A 15,028-nucleotide genomic window follows, 5' to 3' on the forward strand; every position below is an offset into this window, starting at 1 on the left:
AGTTTAAAATACGCGCAACAAACAAAAAAGGCGTGTTTTAAACACGCCTTTTTTAATCAGCTCAATTGCTTAGGCTCGCTTTGCTAATTCAGCCTTAATATAAAGTTGAATTTGCTCTTCAAGCACCGACATCGGCACAGAACCATGACGTAATATTTGGTGATGGAATTCACGCACATCAAAATCTTGACCCAGTGCTTGTTCAGCTTCATGGCGCAAGCGTTTTATCGTTAATTCACCGATTTTGTAAGACAGCGCTTGTGCTGGCCATGAGATGTAGCGGTCGGTTTCTGTTTTTACATTATGCAGTGAAAGCGCCGTGTTTTCGCTCATGAACGTCATCGCACGCTCACGACTCCAGCCATACATATGCATCCCCGTATCAACGACTAAACGTGCAGCTCGCCACATTTCGTAAGTTAATCGACCAAAATCACTGTATGGGTCTTGGTAAAAACCGGCTTCAATACCTAAAAATTCAGAATATAGCCCCCAACCTTCACCGAATGCCGACAAATACGCATTACGACGATAGCTTGGTAGCGATTCCAGCTCTGAATTTAATGAAATTTGTAAGTGATGTCCTGGCACAGCTTCGTGCAGAGTTAACGCTTCAAGTACATACAAAGGACGTTTATCAAGCGCATAAGTATTGACCCAGTAATAGCCCGCTTGGTCGTCACGGCGTGATCCCGAATAACGCCCCGTGGTGTATTTAGGCGCAATGCTGGCTGGCACTGGTGCAACACCGTAAGGCATTCTTGGTAACGTATGGAATAGTTTAGGAAGCTGTGCGTCCATTTTTTTAGCAATGTAAGACGCTTCTTTTAATAATTCTTCAGGCGTTTTGGCATAAAACTGCGGATCTGTACGCAAAAAATGCACAAAGTCGGCAAAGCTGCCTTCAAAACCAACCTCTTTAATGATTTTATCCATTTCTGCACGGATACGCGCGACCTCTTGCAAACCCAATTCATGGATTTCTTTTGGCGTCATATCTGTTGTTGTGTAGTACTTCGCTCGGTTTTCATAAAATGCTTTGCCGTTAGGCGTACTCGAAATACCAATCTCTTTACGAGCACCCGGTTGGTATTCGTTATTAAAGAAAGTCAGGTAGCCTTGGTATGCAGGAATCACCTGTTCTTTTATAATCTTTTGTGCCTGTTGTTGACGCTGTAAAAATTCGCTCTCACTGAGCCCTGCAGTATTTTTTAAAAAGGGTTTATAAAACTCAGATTGTGTCGCATCATCAACTATATATGCTGTAATCGAATCTTGATAACCCTCTAAAACGGCTTGCGGTTGCGTTAATCCAACTTCAAGGCCCTTACGCATCCAGCCAATGTTTTGCTGAAAAAAGCGGGGAATTTGCTGCAGTTTGGCAAGATAAACGTCGTAATCTTTCGCTTTCGTGTAATCGGAGCTTGAGATCATAAATGAGAGGCTCGAATGAAAGCCATATTCAGACGTTAACGGCATGTAGTGGGTATTAAACACATATTCATCAACACTATTTTGTACTTGGCCACGTAAAATCGTTAAATTTATACGATTTTCTTCCGACAATTTATCGCGATCGATGGCATCTAGCTCTGCAAGGAGTTCGGTATTTTTTTTGTATTTTTGTTCTAAAAACTCAGCAGATAAATTTGCTAATAAATAACCATTAACGCCGTTTTCTTTACCATAAGGGCTAATACTTTCACGGTAATTGACCACATTTTCTGCAACCTGATTAAACTGCTGATCTGCATCAACAGTGGTTACCTGGCACGCACTTAAAGTACACGCTAAAGCAATGGCTATTAAAGAACGGTTTAACGTTCGCGATAGTGTTTGTTTCATAGGATTCTTATTCGTTTTAAACAATAGAGATAAAGTAGCGTAGCTCACACTAAAACCCAAGCAAATGCGACCAAGCAGCGGTTTAATACGCTCAAATTAACATCACTATAAATGCATGAATGAGCAGGCTTTAAGCAATTTTTAATTACACTTGTTAAAGTTGCTGAGAAAATCAGCTATTAGACCCAAACGAAACAAATTTAAGTTCCAAAATTAGCGATTTTGCTTTTAAATAGACAGATTACAGATTACTGTAATACCCATTCGCTTAATTAAGTGATCCATTTTGAGGTACGGCAAACGTTTCGTTAATGAGTTCTACTCAGCAACTTTTCTGCTTTGATACAGCCGTAAAACAGACGTTTTTAACGCAATTAGCGTCAACTTTTATCTCTCGTGATTACGTGTTATGCGAATTTATATAAGGTGCTTGGATGCAATTAAACCTTACGGAAGAGATGATTAATTGGTTGTTATGCGTATTTAGTGGTATTGAAAAAATGATGTTCCATGATTCCATGGCTATTGCTCAAGAAAAAATGACAAAGGTATGTATCTTTTTAGAACATCATGCATTACCGCCGTCACCACTTAATTACCAGGTTGTATATACATATGTCAGCCAATCTAATCTAAAACTTAATGCCGCACTGGATCGCGCCATCGCGCAAAAAAAGCCGATCGACAGTATCTTTATAGAGCAACTGTATTTTGATTTTATGGAGCAAGGCCATAAAATGAAAACAGCGATTGTACGTAATGTTGATTCTGTTCTGGGCACACTAACGCGCAATGCAAACAATAATGAACAAAATATTGTTCGCTTTACTGAACAAATTAGTGATTGTGTACACGCCATTGACGAAAACAACTTAGAACAAACACGTCATGCGCTAAAAATGCTCAGTAAACAATCAGAACATTTACTGGCTCAACATCGCCAATTTAAACAAGAAATCGCAAAAGCCAAAGCACTACAAGATAAGACCCAAAAACAACTCACCCAACTTCGTAAACAGCACATCACCGATCAGCAAACTGGTTTGTATAAACGTCATTATTTAAATCAACAAACACAATTGTGGCTTGGTCAAAGAAAAGCGGTGTGCGCCATTGCGATTCAAATAGAAAACCTTGAGCACTTCATCAATAATTACGGTGATGTCATTGGCGAGGTGATCTTGAATAAGGTCGCCAAACAAGTGCAAAAATATGTCCTTGAAAGTGGTTTACCAGGGCGCACTGGCAAAGATGAATTTACTATTTTACTGGCTGATATTGAGCCTGAGACGGCTAATTTAATTGCTGAAAAAGTGCGTAATGGTGTTGAAAAGCTGCGCTTTATTAGTTCAAAGAATGGCACAAAACTACCCGCTATTCATCTTGCTTTAGGGATTGCTAAACATCAAGATGAAGACGACTTCAACAGCTTAGTCCGCAAAGCTTCGCTTGCTGCTGCGAAAGCAAAGTCACTAGGTCAAAGCAGTTTTATTGCCGGCCAATAAACCTGCGCTAAATCATAAAAGCCAATGCTAATCTGATGATTTAGTTATTATCAAATTGCACCCCACAGCTACAATCAAGTACACTAGTCTTTATTGCCACGATAGAGACAAATCATGAACGAGAATCAACAAAAGACCACGCATTTTGGCTATAAAACTGTTGCTGAAAACGACAAAGCATCTATGGTTGCAGATGTATTCCACTCAGTCGCTGCAAAATATGACGTTATGAATGATCTTATGTCGTTCGGTATTCATCGTTTATGGAAGCGTCAAACAATTGCCAGCTCTGGTGTTCGCAAAGGCCATTACGTATTAGACCTTGCAGGCGGTACTGGCGATTTAACGTCGAAGTTTAGCCAACTCGTCGGTGAAACAGGTCAAGTAATCTTGGGTGATATCAACTCTTCAATGCTAAAAGTCGGCCGTGAAAAGTTACGTAACCTAGGCCGAGTAGGCAATATTGAATACGTACAAATGAATGCTGAAGCGCTGCCATTCCCTGATAACAGCTTTGATTTAATCACCATCGCATTTGGTCTTCGTAACGTAACTGACAAAGACAAAGCGCTGCGCTCAATGTACCGCATCCTTAAACCAGGTGGTCGTTTACTCGTTCTTGAATTTTCTAAACCAGAACATGAAGCGCTCAGCAAAGCGTACGATTTTTATTCATTCAATATTTTGCCAAAAATGGGGCAACTAGTTGCAAATGATAGCGAATCTTACCAGTACCTAGCCGAATCGATTCGTATGCACCCAGACCAAGAAACGCTGAAAAGCATGATGGAAGATGCGGGCTTCGAACACACTAGCTATCAAAACCTCACCGGCGGTATTGTCGCCTTACACCGTGGTTTTAAATACTAAAATTAAACAGATTAAGTAGGTAACGCGATGTTAGCAAATGCTCTGTTATCACTGGTAGAACGAATCATTAATCATGTTTTGCAGCTAGACTCGTCTCTAAAGGACAACCTAGCGGCTATTTCAGACAAGCAATTACTGATTGAGATCCGTGATTGGCAACAGCGCATTTTATGCGTATACAGTGATGAGCAAATACACTTATATAGCACTGCAGAGCATCACTTCGACTGCATGATCAGTGCTGATATTGACACTCTGCTCACGCTGAAAAATCCAGCAATGCTAACCCAGTTAATCCGCCAAGATAAATTAGATTTACAAGGCGATTTACACATAGCTCAAGGCTTTAGTAATGCCTTTGCTGCACTTAATATTGATTGGCCAGAGCATTTTTCACGTTATATTGGCGACGCACCAGCACAGCAGCTATGGCTGTCTTTGCAAGCAATGAAACGTCACGGTGTGAACGTAAAAAATAAACTCGAAAATACACTGACCACCTTATGTCAAGACGAGCTTGCAGTGACAATTCACCCACTTGAACTGGCTGAGTTTAAGCAACAGAACCGCCAATTAAAGAACCAAGTGTCTCAACTCGAGATGCGAATAAACGCCTTATTAAAGTCATGCTAGTGCGCTAAGGATATTGTGTGTCAACTGCTCGTCTGTATTACATCACAAAAACATTACTGAGCTTCGGCTTAGACGAACTGATCCCACGTAAAAAAATACCTTGGTTTGCCACATTAGCGCGAGGCAGTTTATTTTGGTTACGCAATCAACATAAAGATAAACCTGCGGGGATGCGTTTACGCTTAGCCTTACAAGAGTTAGGGCCTGTGTGGATTAAGTTTGGGCAAATGCTCTCTACACGCCGCGATTTATTACCGCATGATATTGCGCTTGAACTGGCTTTGTTACAAGACCAAGTTGAGCCCTTCGAAGGAGAGCTTGCTCAGCAACTGATTGAAAAAGCGCTTGGTATAAATGACATTAGTGAGCTTTTTAATGACTTTTCGCAAACCCCTCTCGCGTCAGCATCCATTGCACAAGTGCATACGGCAACCTTGCTAGATGAGCATGGTGAAGAGCAAAATGTCGTTATTAAAGTTATTCGCCCTAATATTAAAGAGCAGATAGACGCCGACTTAATGCTGATGCAAAAGGTCGCTAAGCTCGTTGCAAAACTTTTAAAAGAAGCCAAACGTTTGCGCCCTATTGAGGTGGTAAATGAGTACAAGAAAACCTTACTAGATGAGCTCGACTTAATGCGCGAAGGCGCGAATGCCATTCAATTACGTCGCAACTTCGAGGGCTCAGATTCTCTCTATATTCCCTTTGTTTACAGCGATTATAGCCGCAGTAATGTCTTAGTTATGGAGCGTATTTATGGTATCCCTGTCTCTGATACCGAAGCGCTCCTTGCACAAAACACCAATATGCAATTACTCGCTGAACGCGGTGTCGAGGTCTTCTTTACACAAGTCTTCCGCGACAGCTTTTTCCATGCAGATATGCATCCGGGCAATATTTTTGTTTCTCGCGAGACGCCCCATAACCCTCAATATATTGGCATTGATTGCGGCATTGTCGGCACCTTAAATAGAGAAGATAAACGTTACCTTGCAGAAAACTTTATTGCCTTTTTTAATCGTGATTACCGCCAAGTAGCGCAGCTGCATGTTGATTCGGGGTGGGTCCCCGCAGATACCAGTATTGAAGAATTCGAGTTTGCGATTCGCACAGTATGTGAGCCCATTTTCAATAAACCACTGGCTGAAATTTCATTTGGTCACGTACTGGTTAATTTATTTAATACCGCACGTCGCTTTAATATGCAGGTTCAACCGCAATTGGTGTTATTACAGAAGACACTGTTATATGTTGAAGGCCTTGGCAGGCAACTTTATCCGCAGCTTGATCTGTGGAAAACCGCTAAGCCATTTTTAGAAGAGTGGGTTAAAGAACAAGTGGGTCCGCTTGCAGTGATGAAAAAAATGTACGCGAACTTACCATTCTGGGCTGAAAAAATGCCTGAATTACCCGATTTAATCTATCAAAACTTAAAGCGTCATCAACAACCTGTACAATTGCCGCAGGAGTCGTCGTCAAAACCTCTGCTCCTGAGCATTTTTGCGGGCAGTTGCTTTATTGTGTCGGGACTGTGTTATTTACAGGATGACCTAATTGCAGCAGGCATCACAACAGGACTTGCTGTGGTTGGTTTTATTGCAGCTTGGCGCAGCGCATAAACTAAGTGCTATTTATGTTTTGGTGAGTATAATCAAAACAAGTACATTCAATCAATTTGATAAAATATGGAGTAACCCATGCTTAGTGGTATCAGTATTTGGCAATTAGTCATAATCTTAGCAATTATTGTATTGTTATTTGGCACTAAAAAATTACGTGGCATTGGTGGCGACTTGGGCAGTGCAGTAAAAGGCTTTAAAAAAGCCGTGTCTGAAGACGATAAAACCAGCAGCAACAACGAGCAGATCGAGCAAGCGTCTAATACGCAAAGCAAAGAGACCGCAGAAAAAAGCAAAGACGACCATAAGGTTTAATCAATATGGGGATGTGGGAACTTGTTGTCGTACTGATTGTAGGCCTAATTGTCTTAGGGCCTGAGCGCTTGCCTATCGCAATACGCACCATTAGTCGCTGGATGAAAACGCTTAAGTCAGTTGCCAACTCAGTGAAAGCTGAAGTAAACGAAGAACTCCGTATCCATGAGCTTCATGAAAACTTAAAAAAAGCAGAGCAGCAAAACTTAAAAGAGTTATCACCTGAACTGCAAGACTCTGTGAACGAACTGCAAAAAGCAGCACAGTCTGTCACCCACAGCTACAAAAAAGACAACCAAGAAGAAACGAAAGTTGAAAACAGTGAAAAAAAATGAAATTAATTTTTCTTTTAGTTGTCCATTTTAGAGAGTATTTATAACACTATGACTGAGCAAGCTCATTCAGGCTTTGTGGGCCATTTAATTGAGTTACGAAATCGACTCATGAAAGCGCTCCTAAGCACTTTGCTGGTATTTATCGTCTTGATATTTTTTATGTACGATATTTATGATTTTATATCTGCACCCTTAGTATCAAACTTACCCAGTAACACAAGCATGATTGCTACAGATGTTACTTCTGTTGTTATAGTTCCAATTAAACTTACTCTGTTTTTAGCTTTTTTAATTGCCATACCCATGATATTGCACCAAGTTTGGGGGTTTATCGCACCCGGCTTGTATCAAAATGAGAAAAAAATGTTAGTACCCATTTTGATTTCAAGTGTGTTTTTATTTTATGGTGGGGTCAGCTTTTGTTATTTCGTCGTGCTGCCAATGATACTGGCTTTTTTCACTGCAGCAGGTCCCGAGATGATGACCTTAGCCCCTGACATAGGCAGCTATCTAAGCTTTGTTATTAAGCTTTTCTATGCATTTGGCATTGCTTTTGAAATACCGGTTGCCATTATGCTGTTATGCTGGAGCGGTGCGACAACTACTAAAAGCTTAAAAGAGAAACGCCCATATATCGTGGTCGGTGTGTTCGTGGTAGCCATGTTCTTAACCCCCCCCGATGTATTGTCACAAACATTATTAGCATTACCCATGCTGTTGTTATTTGAGTTAGGCTTAATTTTGGCTGCATTTTATACCGCCAAACCCCAACAGGAATCAGAGGAATAAATGAAAAAACAACTAATTCCATTTATTGCACTACTTACAGTTGCAGGCACAACGCACGCTAACGAAATTAATATTCAAGCATTGCAAGCCTGTACTTTTGTTGAAAACGACTTTAATCGCTTGCTTTGTTACGACAACATTATGGCAGGTAAATCACTGACTAAACCTGCAGCAAACAAACAAATTGAAAAGCCTGTAACAAACGCCGCCGCAGTTTCGGCACCTGCTGTAGTTGCTTCATCAAACCAAGTTGTTAAGACAAAAAATGAAGATTTTGGTCTAGAGCACAAAGAAGCAACAAAAGACAATGATGATGAGATTAGTGCCGTCGTTAAAAGCGTTGAAAAAGCCGCGTATGGCGAGCTCATCATCGAACTGAAAAATGGTCAACAATGGCGTCAAATTGGCTCAGATAGTTTACGTCTAAAAGCCAATGACACAGTCGTGATTGAGCGCGGTATTTTTAATTCATTTTTATTGAAAGTTGAAGGTCAAAACCGCTCAATTCGTGTTAAGCGCACAAACTAATGAGCACACGGCTTGTTGATGCTGGCGTCAACTTAAGCAATCATCAATTTGATGATCGTCACGCCGCTGTCATACAGCGAGCTGAGGCTGCGGGTGTAACGCAAATGCTATTGATTGGCTGTGATTTACAAAGCAGCCATGACTCATTACAGCTTGCAAAGCAATTTAATCTGCTGTGTACCGCCGGAGTTCATCCCCACGATGCGAAAACAGCCACTGAGGCACTTGAGAGTGAGCTAAGCGCACTTGTTAACCATGCACAGGTGGTTGCTATTGGTGAATGTGGGCTCGATTACAATCGCGATTTTTCTCCACGTGATGTACAACGAAGCGTTTTAAGAAGACAGCTGGCACTTGCTGAAACACTTAACATGCCTGTTTATCTTCATGAGCGAGATGCCAGCGAAGATATGTTTCAGATTCTAGCCGATTACAACGTACGTGGCGTATTACATTGCTTTACAGGTGATGCATCAGCATTACAAAATTACCTGGCGCTTGGGCTTTATATTGGCGTTACAGGCTGGGTGTGTGATGAACGCCGTGGTGAACAACTACAGGCGCTTGTGCCCGACATTCCATTAGAACGTTTGCTTATTGAAACAGATGCCCCTTTTTTATTGCCAAGAACCATTAAGCCTAAACCTAAGTCTCGGCGGAACGAGCCACAGTATCTTACCTATGTATGCCAGCAAATTGCTGACTTAAAAGGCTGTGAATTTACTGAAGTGGCAAAACAAACTACACTAAACTTTCAGACATTATTTACCACAAAGGGTTAAAATGAAGCGCCTATGGTCACTATGTGGCGTACTCTTCGTTGTTTTATTCAGTCATTATTTAAAGGCTAACCCTATCGCCGTTAGCTCGCACTTTAAGTCTCAACAAATCATAAATGTTGAGTACACGCTCGAGCCTATTACTCAGCAACAAGCATTTATCAGTAAAGATATCGACTGGCAAAAAAATCAAGCTGACACTCTTAACTTGGGCTTAAACCTGACACCCTTGTGGCTAAAGGTATCGATAAAAAATACCTCCTTGAATGATCTCACTCTGATTCTCTCGATCGATAACCCACTTCTTGATGAAGTCAGTGTTTTTCATGTGCAAGGTAGGCACATTCTGTCAAAGACCAAAATTGGCGACGCACTGCCGCTTGCAAATCGGCAAATAAAGAATGAGTCCTTACTTGTTCCACTCATTTTGCCTAAAGCAAGTCATACGGAAGTATTTTTAAGAGTTGAGAATGAGGGCGGATTACGTGTCCCTCTTAGTCTATGGGAGCCGTCTGAATACCTTAAATATAAAAGTAAATTTAACTTACTCTATGGATTATTAGTTGGTTTTATTCTTTCTTTGGCGATCACTAACCTCGTCCTGTACGGTTTTTCAAGACGCCGTTACTTTGCCTACACAGGTATTTTACTAACCTCATTATGGTTAACACTTGCTTATATATATGGTTTTGGGTATCGCTACTTACAACCGAGTGGTTTAACATTCCAGCAGTTGGCAATCCCGAGTCTATTTTTTATAAGTGGTGCGCTATTTGTTCCTATACAACGGTGTATTTTTAGCACTGATAATAAAACCCTCAGTCGCACTCAATTCTGGCTAGCCTGGGCCATGATATTGATAACAGTATTAATGTGGTTTCTCCCTAAACATTTTGCACTCTCACTGTGTTTAATCAGCTTGCCTATATTACTACTGGTGTTTTTCATCATTGCTATGAAGCAATTTAACCAGGCGTACAAGCAACCAAGCATTGCTTACCTTATTGGTTTATCTGCATTTTTCTCCGCGATTATTTACAGTGGTTTAGGTGTCTTTAACCCATTTAATTTAAATATTGGTATGCTTTCTCTTACATTTGTTTGCTTCTTAATTTGTAGTCTGAGCTTATGTTATGCCGTTATTAAATTATTCTTGATGCAACGTGATGCCGAAGTCGTGGCACAACAAAACGCATTAGCAGAGAGTAAAGCGCAAGATACCTTAATGCAGGAGCGCTTAGCCCTTCAAGAACAAGCTCGGCAAGATTTAGAGGCTAACATTGAAGAGCGAACATTTGAGCTGCAAGTTACCCTGCGTGAGCTTGAAGACAAAAATCGTGAGCTTGAGCAGCTCAATATGGAAGATGCATTAACGAAAACGAAAAATCGCCGTTATTTCGATAAAAAATTAATAATGGATATTCGCCGCTCCCGCCGGGAACAAACTCCGCTTAGCGTCATTATGCTCGATATCGACCATTTTAAAGCGATTAATGACAATTTTGGCCACTTAACCGGTGACCAAACCATTCAAACGACTGCAAATATTATTAAGGAACACTTAAAGCGCCCTCTCGATGAAGTCGCCCGGTATGGTGGGGAAGAGTTTGTTGTACTCTTGCCTAACACCCCCCTTGAAGGTGCCCTAATAATTGCTGAACAAATACGCAAAGCCGCTGCTAACACTGATATAATAGTTGCCGGAACAACGATTAAATTTACACTCAGTGCCGGTGTTTTCAGCGCCGTTGCAGAAGACGTTAATAAACCAAGTTTATTCACAGACTATGCCGACAAAGCCCTTTATCACGCAAAGCAAACAGGCCGTAATCGCGTAGTAAGTTATCCTCTACCAGACTAGGAGTATAAAAGCATGGCCCAATCAGGACTCGATCTTTTCCCATATACACGTATGCGCCGTATGCGCCGTGATAATTTCTCTCGACGCCTTATGGCTGAAAACCAACTAACCGTGAATGATCTTATTTTCCCTGTTTTTGTGTTAGAAGGTAAAAACCGCCGTGAAGCCATTGAATCTATGCCGGGGATTGAGCGCCTTTCTATCGACTTATTGCTAGAAGAAGCCAAAGAGCTTGTTGAATTAGGTGTACCCGCTGTCGCGATTTTTCCTGTTACACCGAGTGATAAAAAATCACTGCTCGCTGAAGAAGCTTACAACCCAGATGCACTTGCACAACGCACTGTGCGTGCACTAAAAGAAGCATTTCCAGAGCTGGGGGTTATCACTGATGTTGCACTCGATCCATTCACTGTGCATGGCCAAGACGGCATTATTGATGACGAAGGCTATGTGATTAACGATGTGACAACTGAAATACTCGTAAAACAAGCACTTTCACATGCCGAAGCCGGTGCTGATGTCGTCGCACCTTCTGACATGATGGATGGTCGCATCGGTGCAATTCGAGAAGCATTAGAAGCGCAAGGCCATATCCATACTCGCATCATGGCGTATTCTGCTAAATACGCTTCAAGCTATTATGGACCATTTCGTGATGCGGTAGGCTCAGCAGGTAATTTAAAAGGTGCCGACAAAAAAACCTATCAAATGGATCCAGCAAATTCAGATGAAGCCTTGCGTGAAGTAGCGTTAGACCTACAAGAAGGTGCAGATATGGTGATGGTTAAACCTGGCATGCCATATTTAGATGTTGTACGTCGCGTGAAAGACGAGTTTGGCGTACCAACATTTGCGTATCAAGTGAGCGGTGAATATGCCATGCATAAAGCAGCCATTGATAATGGTTGGCTTGCAGAAGAGGCAATAATCATGGAATCTTTACTGGCCTTTAAACGTGCAGGTGCCGATGGCATCCTCACTTATTTTGCTAAACAAGCAGCAACGTGGTTAAAAAATAACTAACCTAAAGTAAATAGTCTAAAAAACAGTGATTATTTCACTTTTATTAACATTTTGTATTCAATTTGTCATAGATTTTCCTTAAAGTATTGTGTCCCAATTTGGGACTCAAATCATACATACACGGGAAAATATAATGATAAATACTAAATTAACGCCGCTCGCGCTTGTCATTGCAAGCCTGAGCGCGCCTGCCTCAGCCAACTTAATCATCTCAGAATACGTTGAAGGAAGCGCCAACAACAAAGCTGTTGAGCTTTACAACACGTCAAGCACCGAGTTATCACTCGATGGTTACACTATCTCATTGTATTCAAATGGAAATGGTGACTTAGCCTCTCCTAATAACAGCCTCACCTTAAGCGGTACCCTTGCTGCAAATGGCACATATGTGATTGCTAATGCAGGCGCTAGTGCAGAATTAATAGCAAAAGCAGATACAGATTCAACCATTACCTACTTTAATGGTGATGATGCGTTGGTATTAAGCAAAGACGGAGCAATTGTTGATAGCTTTGGTCAACTCGGTGTTGATCCAGGTTCAGCGTGGTCTGAGGGGGGAGTAACAACGGCTAATAAAACACTCCGTCGTAAAACGAGTGTAACCACTGGCCGTACCGATGCAGCGGCAGCCTTTAACCCAAGCGAAGAGTGGGAACAATTCGATCAAGACGATTTCAGCAACTTAGGCCTTTATGGTGACAGCAGTGAACCAACACCTGAGCCAGAGCCAGTAACACCACTTGTGTGTGGCGCAGAAAAAACCTTAATCAGTGCCATTCAAGGTGAAGGGGGTGATAGCCCACTTATTAACACTGAAGTAGAAGTTGAAGGCGTAGTCACTGCTGACTTCCAAGGTGATGATCAACTTAAAGGTTTCTTCATCAGCTCACTTGCGGCTGATATCGATGCAAACCCACTTACCTCTGAAGGCGTATTCGTTTATTTCGCTGATACTGATGTGACTGTTGGTGACCACGTACGTGTTAAAGGCAGCGTGGCTGAATACTACAGCGCAACACAACTGGGTGATGTTAGCCAAGTAGAAATTTGTGCGACAGGTTTAACTACCGACGCTACGGCTATCACCTTGCCAGTTGCTGACGTTGCAGACCTTGAAGCTTACGAAGGTATGCTCGTTACCCTCTCTCAACCACTTGTCGTTAATAACAACTATGGCCTTGGCCGCTACGGCGAAGTTGACTTAGGTACTGAGCGTTTATACCAAGGCACGCAAGTTGCGCTCCCAGGTGATGCTGCGAATGCAATTGAAGCTGAAAACCTGAAGAAGCAAATCTTAATTGATGATGGTTCAACCAAACAAAACCGTGATCCAATTGCTTATCCTGGCACGGGCCTCGATGCTTATAATACTCTGCGTTTAGGCGATACAGTAAATTCTATCACCGGTGTAATGGGTTACAGCTTTGACCGTTACCGTATTCACCCGACTGTGCAACCTAGTTTTACAGCAACAAATCCACGTGCAGACGCACCTGAGCTTGCCGAAGGTGCAGATTTACGTGTTGCTAGTTTCAATGTACTGAACTACTTCAATGGTGATGGCCAAGGTGCAGGTTTTCCTACTAGCCGCGGTGCAGACAGTGAAGAAGAGTTTATTCGTCAACAAGCGAAAATCGTCAGTGCAATCACTGCAATTCAGGCAGATGTGATTGGCTTAATGGAAATCGAAAACGATGGCTTTGGTGAAAATAGCGCTATTGCCAGCCTAGTAGCAGCACTCAATGATGAAGACGTAAACAACAATTATGCTTTTGTTGACTTTAATGTCCCACAGGTAGGCACTGACGCGATTACAACGGCAATTATCTATCGTGCAAATAAAGTAACCGAGGTTGGCACAGCCGCGCATACTACGGTTGCACCATTTGATTACAGTAATCGTCCGCCAATTGCACAAAGTTTTAAATCGCTAGAAACAGAAGAGGTTTTCACTGTTGCTGTTGCGCATTTAAAATCAAAAGGAGGCTGTGGCAGTGCCGAAGGCAATAATGCAGATTTAGGCGATGGCCAAGCATGTTGGAATGAAATTCGAGTTGCGGGTGCCAATGCCTATGCAGATTGGTTAGCCACTCATCCTACGGGTGTCGCAGATGACGATATCATTTTGGTTGGCGATATGAACGCTTATGCTATGGAAGACCCTATCCGTGCATTTGCAGACAAAGGCCTTAAGAGTGCTGTTGCAGAGTTAGATGGTAACACATTAGGTTATTCTTATAGCTTCTCTGGTCGTATTGGTAGCCTTGATCATGCATTAGTATCTGAATCACTGCTTGGTAAAGTAGTTGCAGCGACAGATTGGCATATCAATGCCGATGAGCCAATTAGCTTAGACTATAATCTTGAATACAAGTCATCAACTCAACAAGCAAGCCTCTTTGCAGACAATGCTTATCGAGCATCGGATCATGACCCAGTCATCATTGATATTAAATCAGAGCCAGCACCAGAGCCTATTCCTGAGCCACAAGCCCCAGTAATAAGCCCAGAGCAAGCTTTCGAAGTACTTGAAAATAGCGCGATTGGTACTGTCATTGGCCAACTTGAATTCAGCGATGCTGATGCTGAGTATACGCCAGTTGTAAAATTCATTGTTTCTGGTGAAAACGCAGATGCGATATCAATCGACGCACTCGGTCAAATCAGCCTTACGAAAGAGCTTGATTATGAGTTCGAAAATAAACTAACACTTATGATCCGCGCTGAAGATAGCGCAGGTAACTTATCGGAAGCGCAACTGCTTTACATCAATGTGAAAAATGATGAAGCTGACGACGAAGACGAAGACGATTCTGGCTCATTTGGCTGGCTGAGTTTACTTGCTTTACCTTTCGTGGCTGTACGCCGCCGCTTTAAAGCATAAACATTAAAAAGGCCGCAATTGCGGCCTTTATTCATCCTGCGA

13 protein-coding genes are annotated in these 15,028 nt (G+C 42.0%); 12 read left to right on the forward strand and 1 reads right to left on the reverse strand.

The features are described from left to right. Positions 1 to 69: 69 nt before the first annotated feature. A complete protein-coding gene (locus tag JIG41_RS07030) occupies positions 70 to 1,845 on the reverse strand; it encodes a DUF885 family protein (RefSeq protein ID WP_199524481.1) in 1,776 nt (591 codons plus the stop codon). Between the two features lie 518 nt (positions 1,846 to 2,363). Here JIG41_RS07030 and JIG41_RS07035 point away from each other — a divergent pair. The 12 genes from JIG41_RS07035 (at position 2,364) to JIG41_RS07090 (ending at position 14,986) form a co-directional block, all read left to right on the forward strand. Next, positions 2,364 to 3,350 (forward strand): GGDEF domain-containing protein, encoded by a 987-nt coding sequence (locus JIG41_RS07035; protein ID WP_036973756.1) that lies wholly within the window; start codon positions 2,364 to 2,366, stop codon positions 3,348 to 3,350. A gap of 114 nt (positions 3,351 to 3,464) precedes the next feature. After that, positions 3,465 to 4,220, forward strand: a complete 756-nt coding sequence (gene ubiE, locus JIG41_RS07040; RefSeq protein WP_036973531.1) for a bifunctional demethylmenaquinone methyltransferase/2-methoxy-6-polyprenyl-1,4-benzoquinol methylase UbiE — start codon at positions 3,465 to 3,467, stop codon at positions 4,218 to 4,220. 27 nt (positions 4,221 to 4,247) lie between these two features. Next, complete coding sequence (locus JIG41_RS07045) at positions 4,248 to 4,853, forward strand: SCP2 domain-containing protein (protein ID WP_036973533.1); 606 nt, start codon at positions 4,248 to 4,250, stop codon at positions 4,851 to 4,853. A 17-nt stretch (positions 4,854 to 4,870) separates the two neighbouring features. Beyond that, positions 4,871 to 6,472 carry a ubiquinone biosynthesis regulatory protein kinase UbiB gene (gene ubiB, locus JIG41_RS07050; protein ID WP_065979457.1) on the forward strand — a complete coding sequence of 534 codons (1,602 nt, stop codon included), beginning with the start codon at positions 4,871 to 4,873 and terminating at the stop codon, positions 6,470 to 6,472. Positions 6,473 to 6,550: 78 nt separating this feature from the next. Continuing rightward, complete coding sequence (tatA, locus tag JIG41_RS07055; protein WP_036973536.1) at positions 6,551 to 6,787, forward strand: twin-arginine translocase TatA/TatE family subunit; 237 nt, start codon at positions 6,551 to 6,553, stop codon at positions 6,785 to 6,787. A 5-nt stretch (positions 6,788 to 6,792) separates the two neighbouring features. Continuing rightward, a complete protein-coding gene (gene tatB / locus JIG41_RS07060; RefSeq protein ID WP_199524482.1) occupies positions 6,793 to 7,122 on the forward strand; it encodes a Sec-independent protein translocase protein TatB in 330 nt (109 codons plus the stop codon). A gap of 48 nt (positions 7,123 to 7,170) precedes the next feature. Then, positions 7,171 to 7,911: a twin-arginine translocase subunit TatC gene (gene tatC / locus JIG41_RS07065; protein WP_036973540.1), complete on the forward strand. Its 741-nt coding sequence runs from the start codon at positions 7,171 to 7,173 to the stop codon at positions 7,909 to 7,911. Then, positions 7,912 to 8,439, forward strand: coding sequence for a hypothetical protein (locus JIG41_RS07070; RefSeq protein ID WP_036973544.1), 528 nt, complete (start codon positions 7,912 to 7,914; stop codon positions 8,437 to 8,439). Then, positions 8,439 to 9,221 carry a TatD family hydrolase gene (locus JIG41_RS07075; protein WP_065979458.1) on the forward strand — a complete coding sequence of 261 codons (783 nt, stop codon included), beginning with the start codon at positions 8,439 to 8,441 and terminating at the stop codon, positions 9,219 to 9,221. Before JIG41_RS07070 ends, JIG41_RS07075 begins: the two co-directional genes overlap by 1 nt. A 1-nt stretch (position 9,222) precedes the next feature. Then, a complete protein-coding gene (locus JIG41_RS07080) occupies positions 9,223 to 11,079 on the forward strand; it encodes a diguanylate cyclase (RefSeq protein ID WP_199524483.1) in 1,857 nt (618 codons plus the stop codon). 12 nt (positions 11,080 to 11,091) lie between these two features. After that, on the forward strand, positions 11,092 to 12,102 hold the full coding sequence (hemB, locus tag JIG41_RS07085) for a porphobilinogen synthase (RefSeq protein ID WP_065979460.1): 1,011 nt from the start codon (positions 11,092 to 11,094) through the stop codon (positions 12,100 to 12,102). Positions 12,103 to 12,235: 133 nt separating this feature from the next. Then, the gene (locus tag JIG41_RS07090; RefSeq protein WP_199524484.1) at positions 12,236 to 14,986 is read left to right on the forward strand and encodes an ExeM/NucH family extracellular endonuclease; all 2,751 of its coding nucleotides are present in this window, start codon (positions 12,236 to 12,238) and stop codon (positions 14,984 to 14,986) included. Positions 14,987 to 15,028 lie beyond the last annotated feature (42 nt).

The organism is Pseudoalteromonas sp. bablab_jr011 (genome assembly GCF_016464045.1).
GTDB lineage: Bacteria > Pseudomonadota > Gammaproteobacteria > Enterobacterales > Alteromonadaceae > Pseudoalteromonas > Pseudoalteromonas lipolytica.

Coding starts and splice junctions, on each gene's coding strand:
- JIG41_RS07090 (WP_199524484.1), top strand. CDS start 12,236: ATGATAAATACTAAATTAACGCCGCTCGCGCTTGTCATTGCAAGCCTG.
- JIG41_RS07080 (WP_199524483.1), top strand. CDS start 9,223: ATGAAGCGCCTATGGTCACTATGTGGCGTACTCTTCGTTGTTTTATTC.
- JIG41_RS07070 (WP_036973544.1), top strand. CDS start 7,912: ATGAAAAAACAACTAATTCCATTTATTGCACTACTTACAGTTGCAGGC.
- tatC (WP_036973540.1), top strand. CDS start 7,171: ATGACTGAGCAAGCTCATTCAGGCTTTGTGGGCCATTTAATTGAGTTA.
- tatA (WP_036973536.1), top strand. CDS start 6,551: ATGCTTAGTGGTATCAGTATTTGGCAATTAGTCATAATCTTAGCAATT.
- JIG41_RS07075 (WP_065979458.1), top strand. CDS start 8,439: ATGAGCACACGGCTTGTTGATGCTGGCGTCAACTTAAGCAATCATCAA.
- ubiE (WP_036973531.1), top strand. CDS start 3,465: ATGAACGAGAATCAACAAAAGACCACGCATTTTGGCTATAAAACTGTT.
- tatB (WP_199524482.1), top strand. CDS start 6,793: ATGGGGATGTGGGAACTTGTTGTCGTACTGATTGTAGGCCTAATTGTC.
- JIG41_RS07030 (WP_199524481.1), bottom strand. CDS start 1,845: ATGAAACAAACACTATCGCGAACGTTAAACCGTTCTTTAATAGCCATT.
- hemB (WP_065979460.1), top strand. CDS start 11,092: ATGGCCCAATCAGGACTCGATCTTTTCCCATATACACGTATGCGCCGT.
- JIG41_RS07035 (WP_036973756.1), top strand. CDS start 2,364: ATGGCTATTGCTCAAGAAAAAATGACAAAGGTATGTATCTTTTTAGAA.
- JIG41_RS07045 (WP_036973533.1), top strand. CDS start 4,248: ATGTTAGCAAATGCTCTGTTATCACTGGTAGAACGAATCATTAATCAT.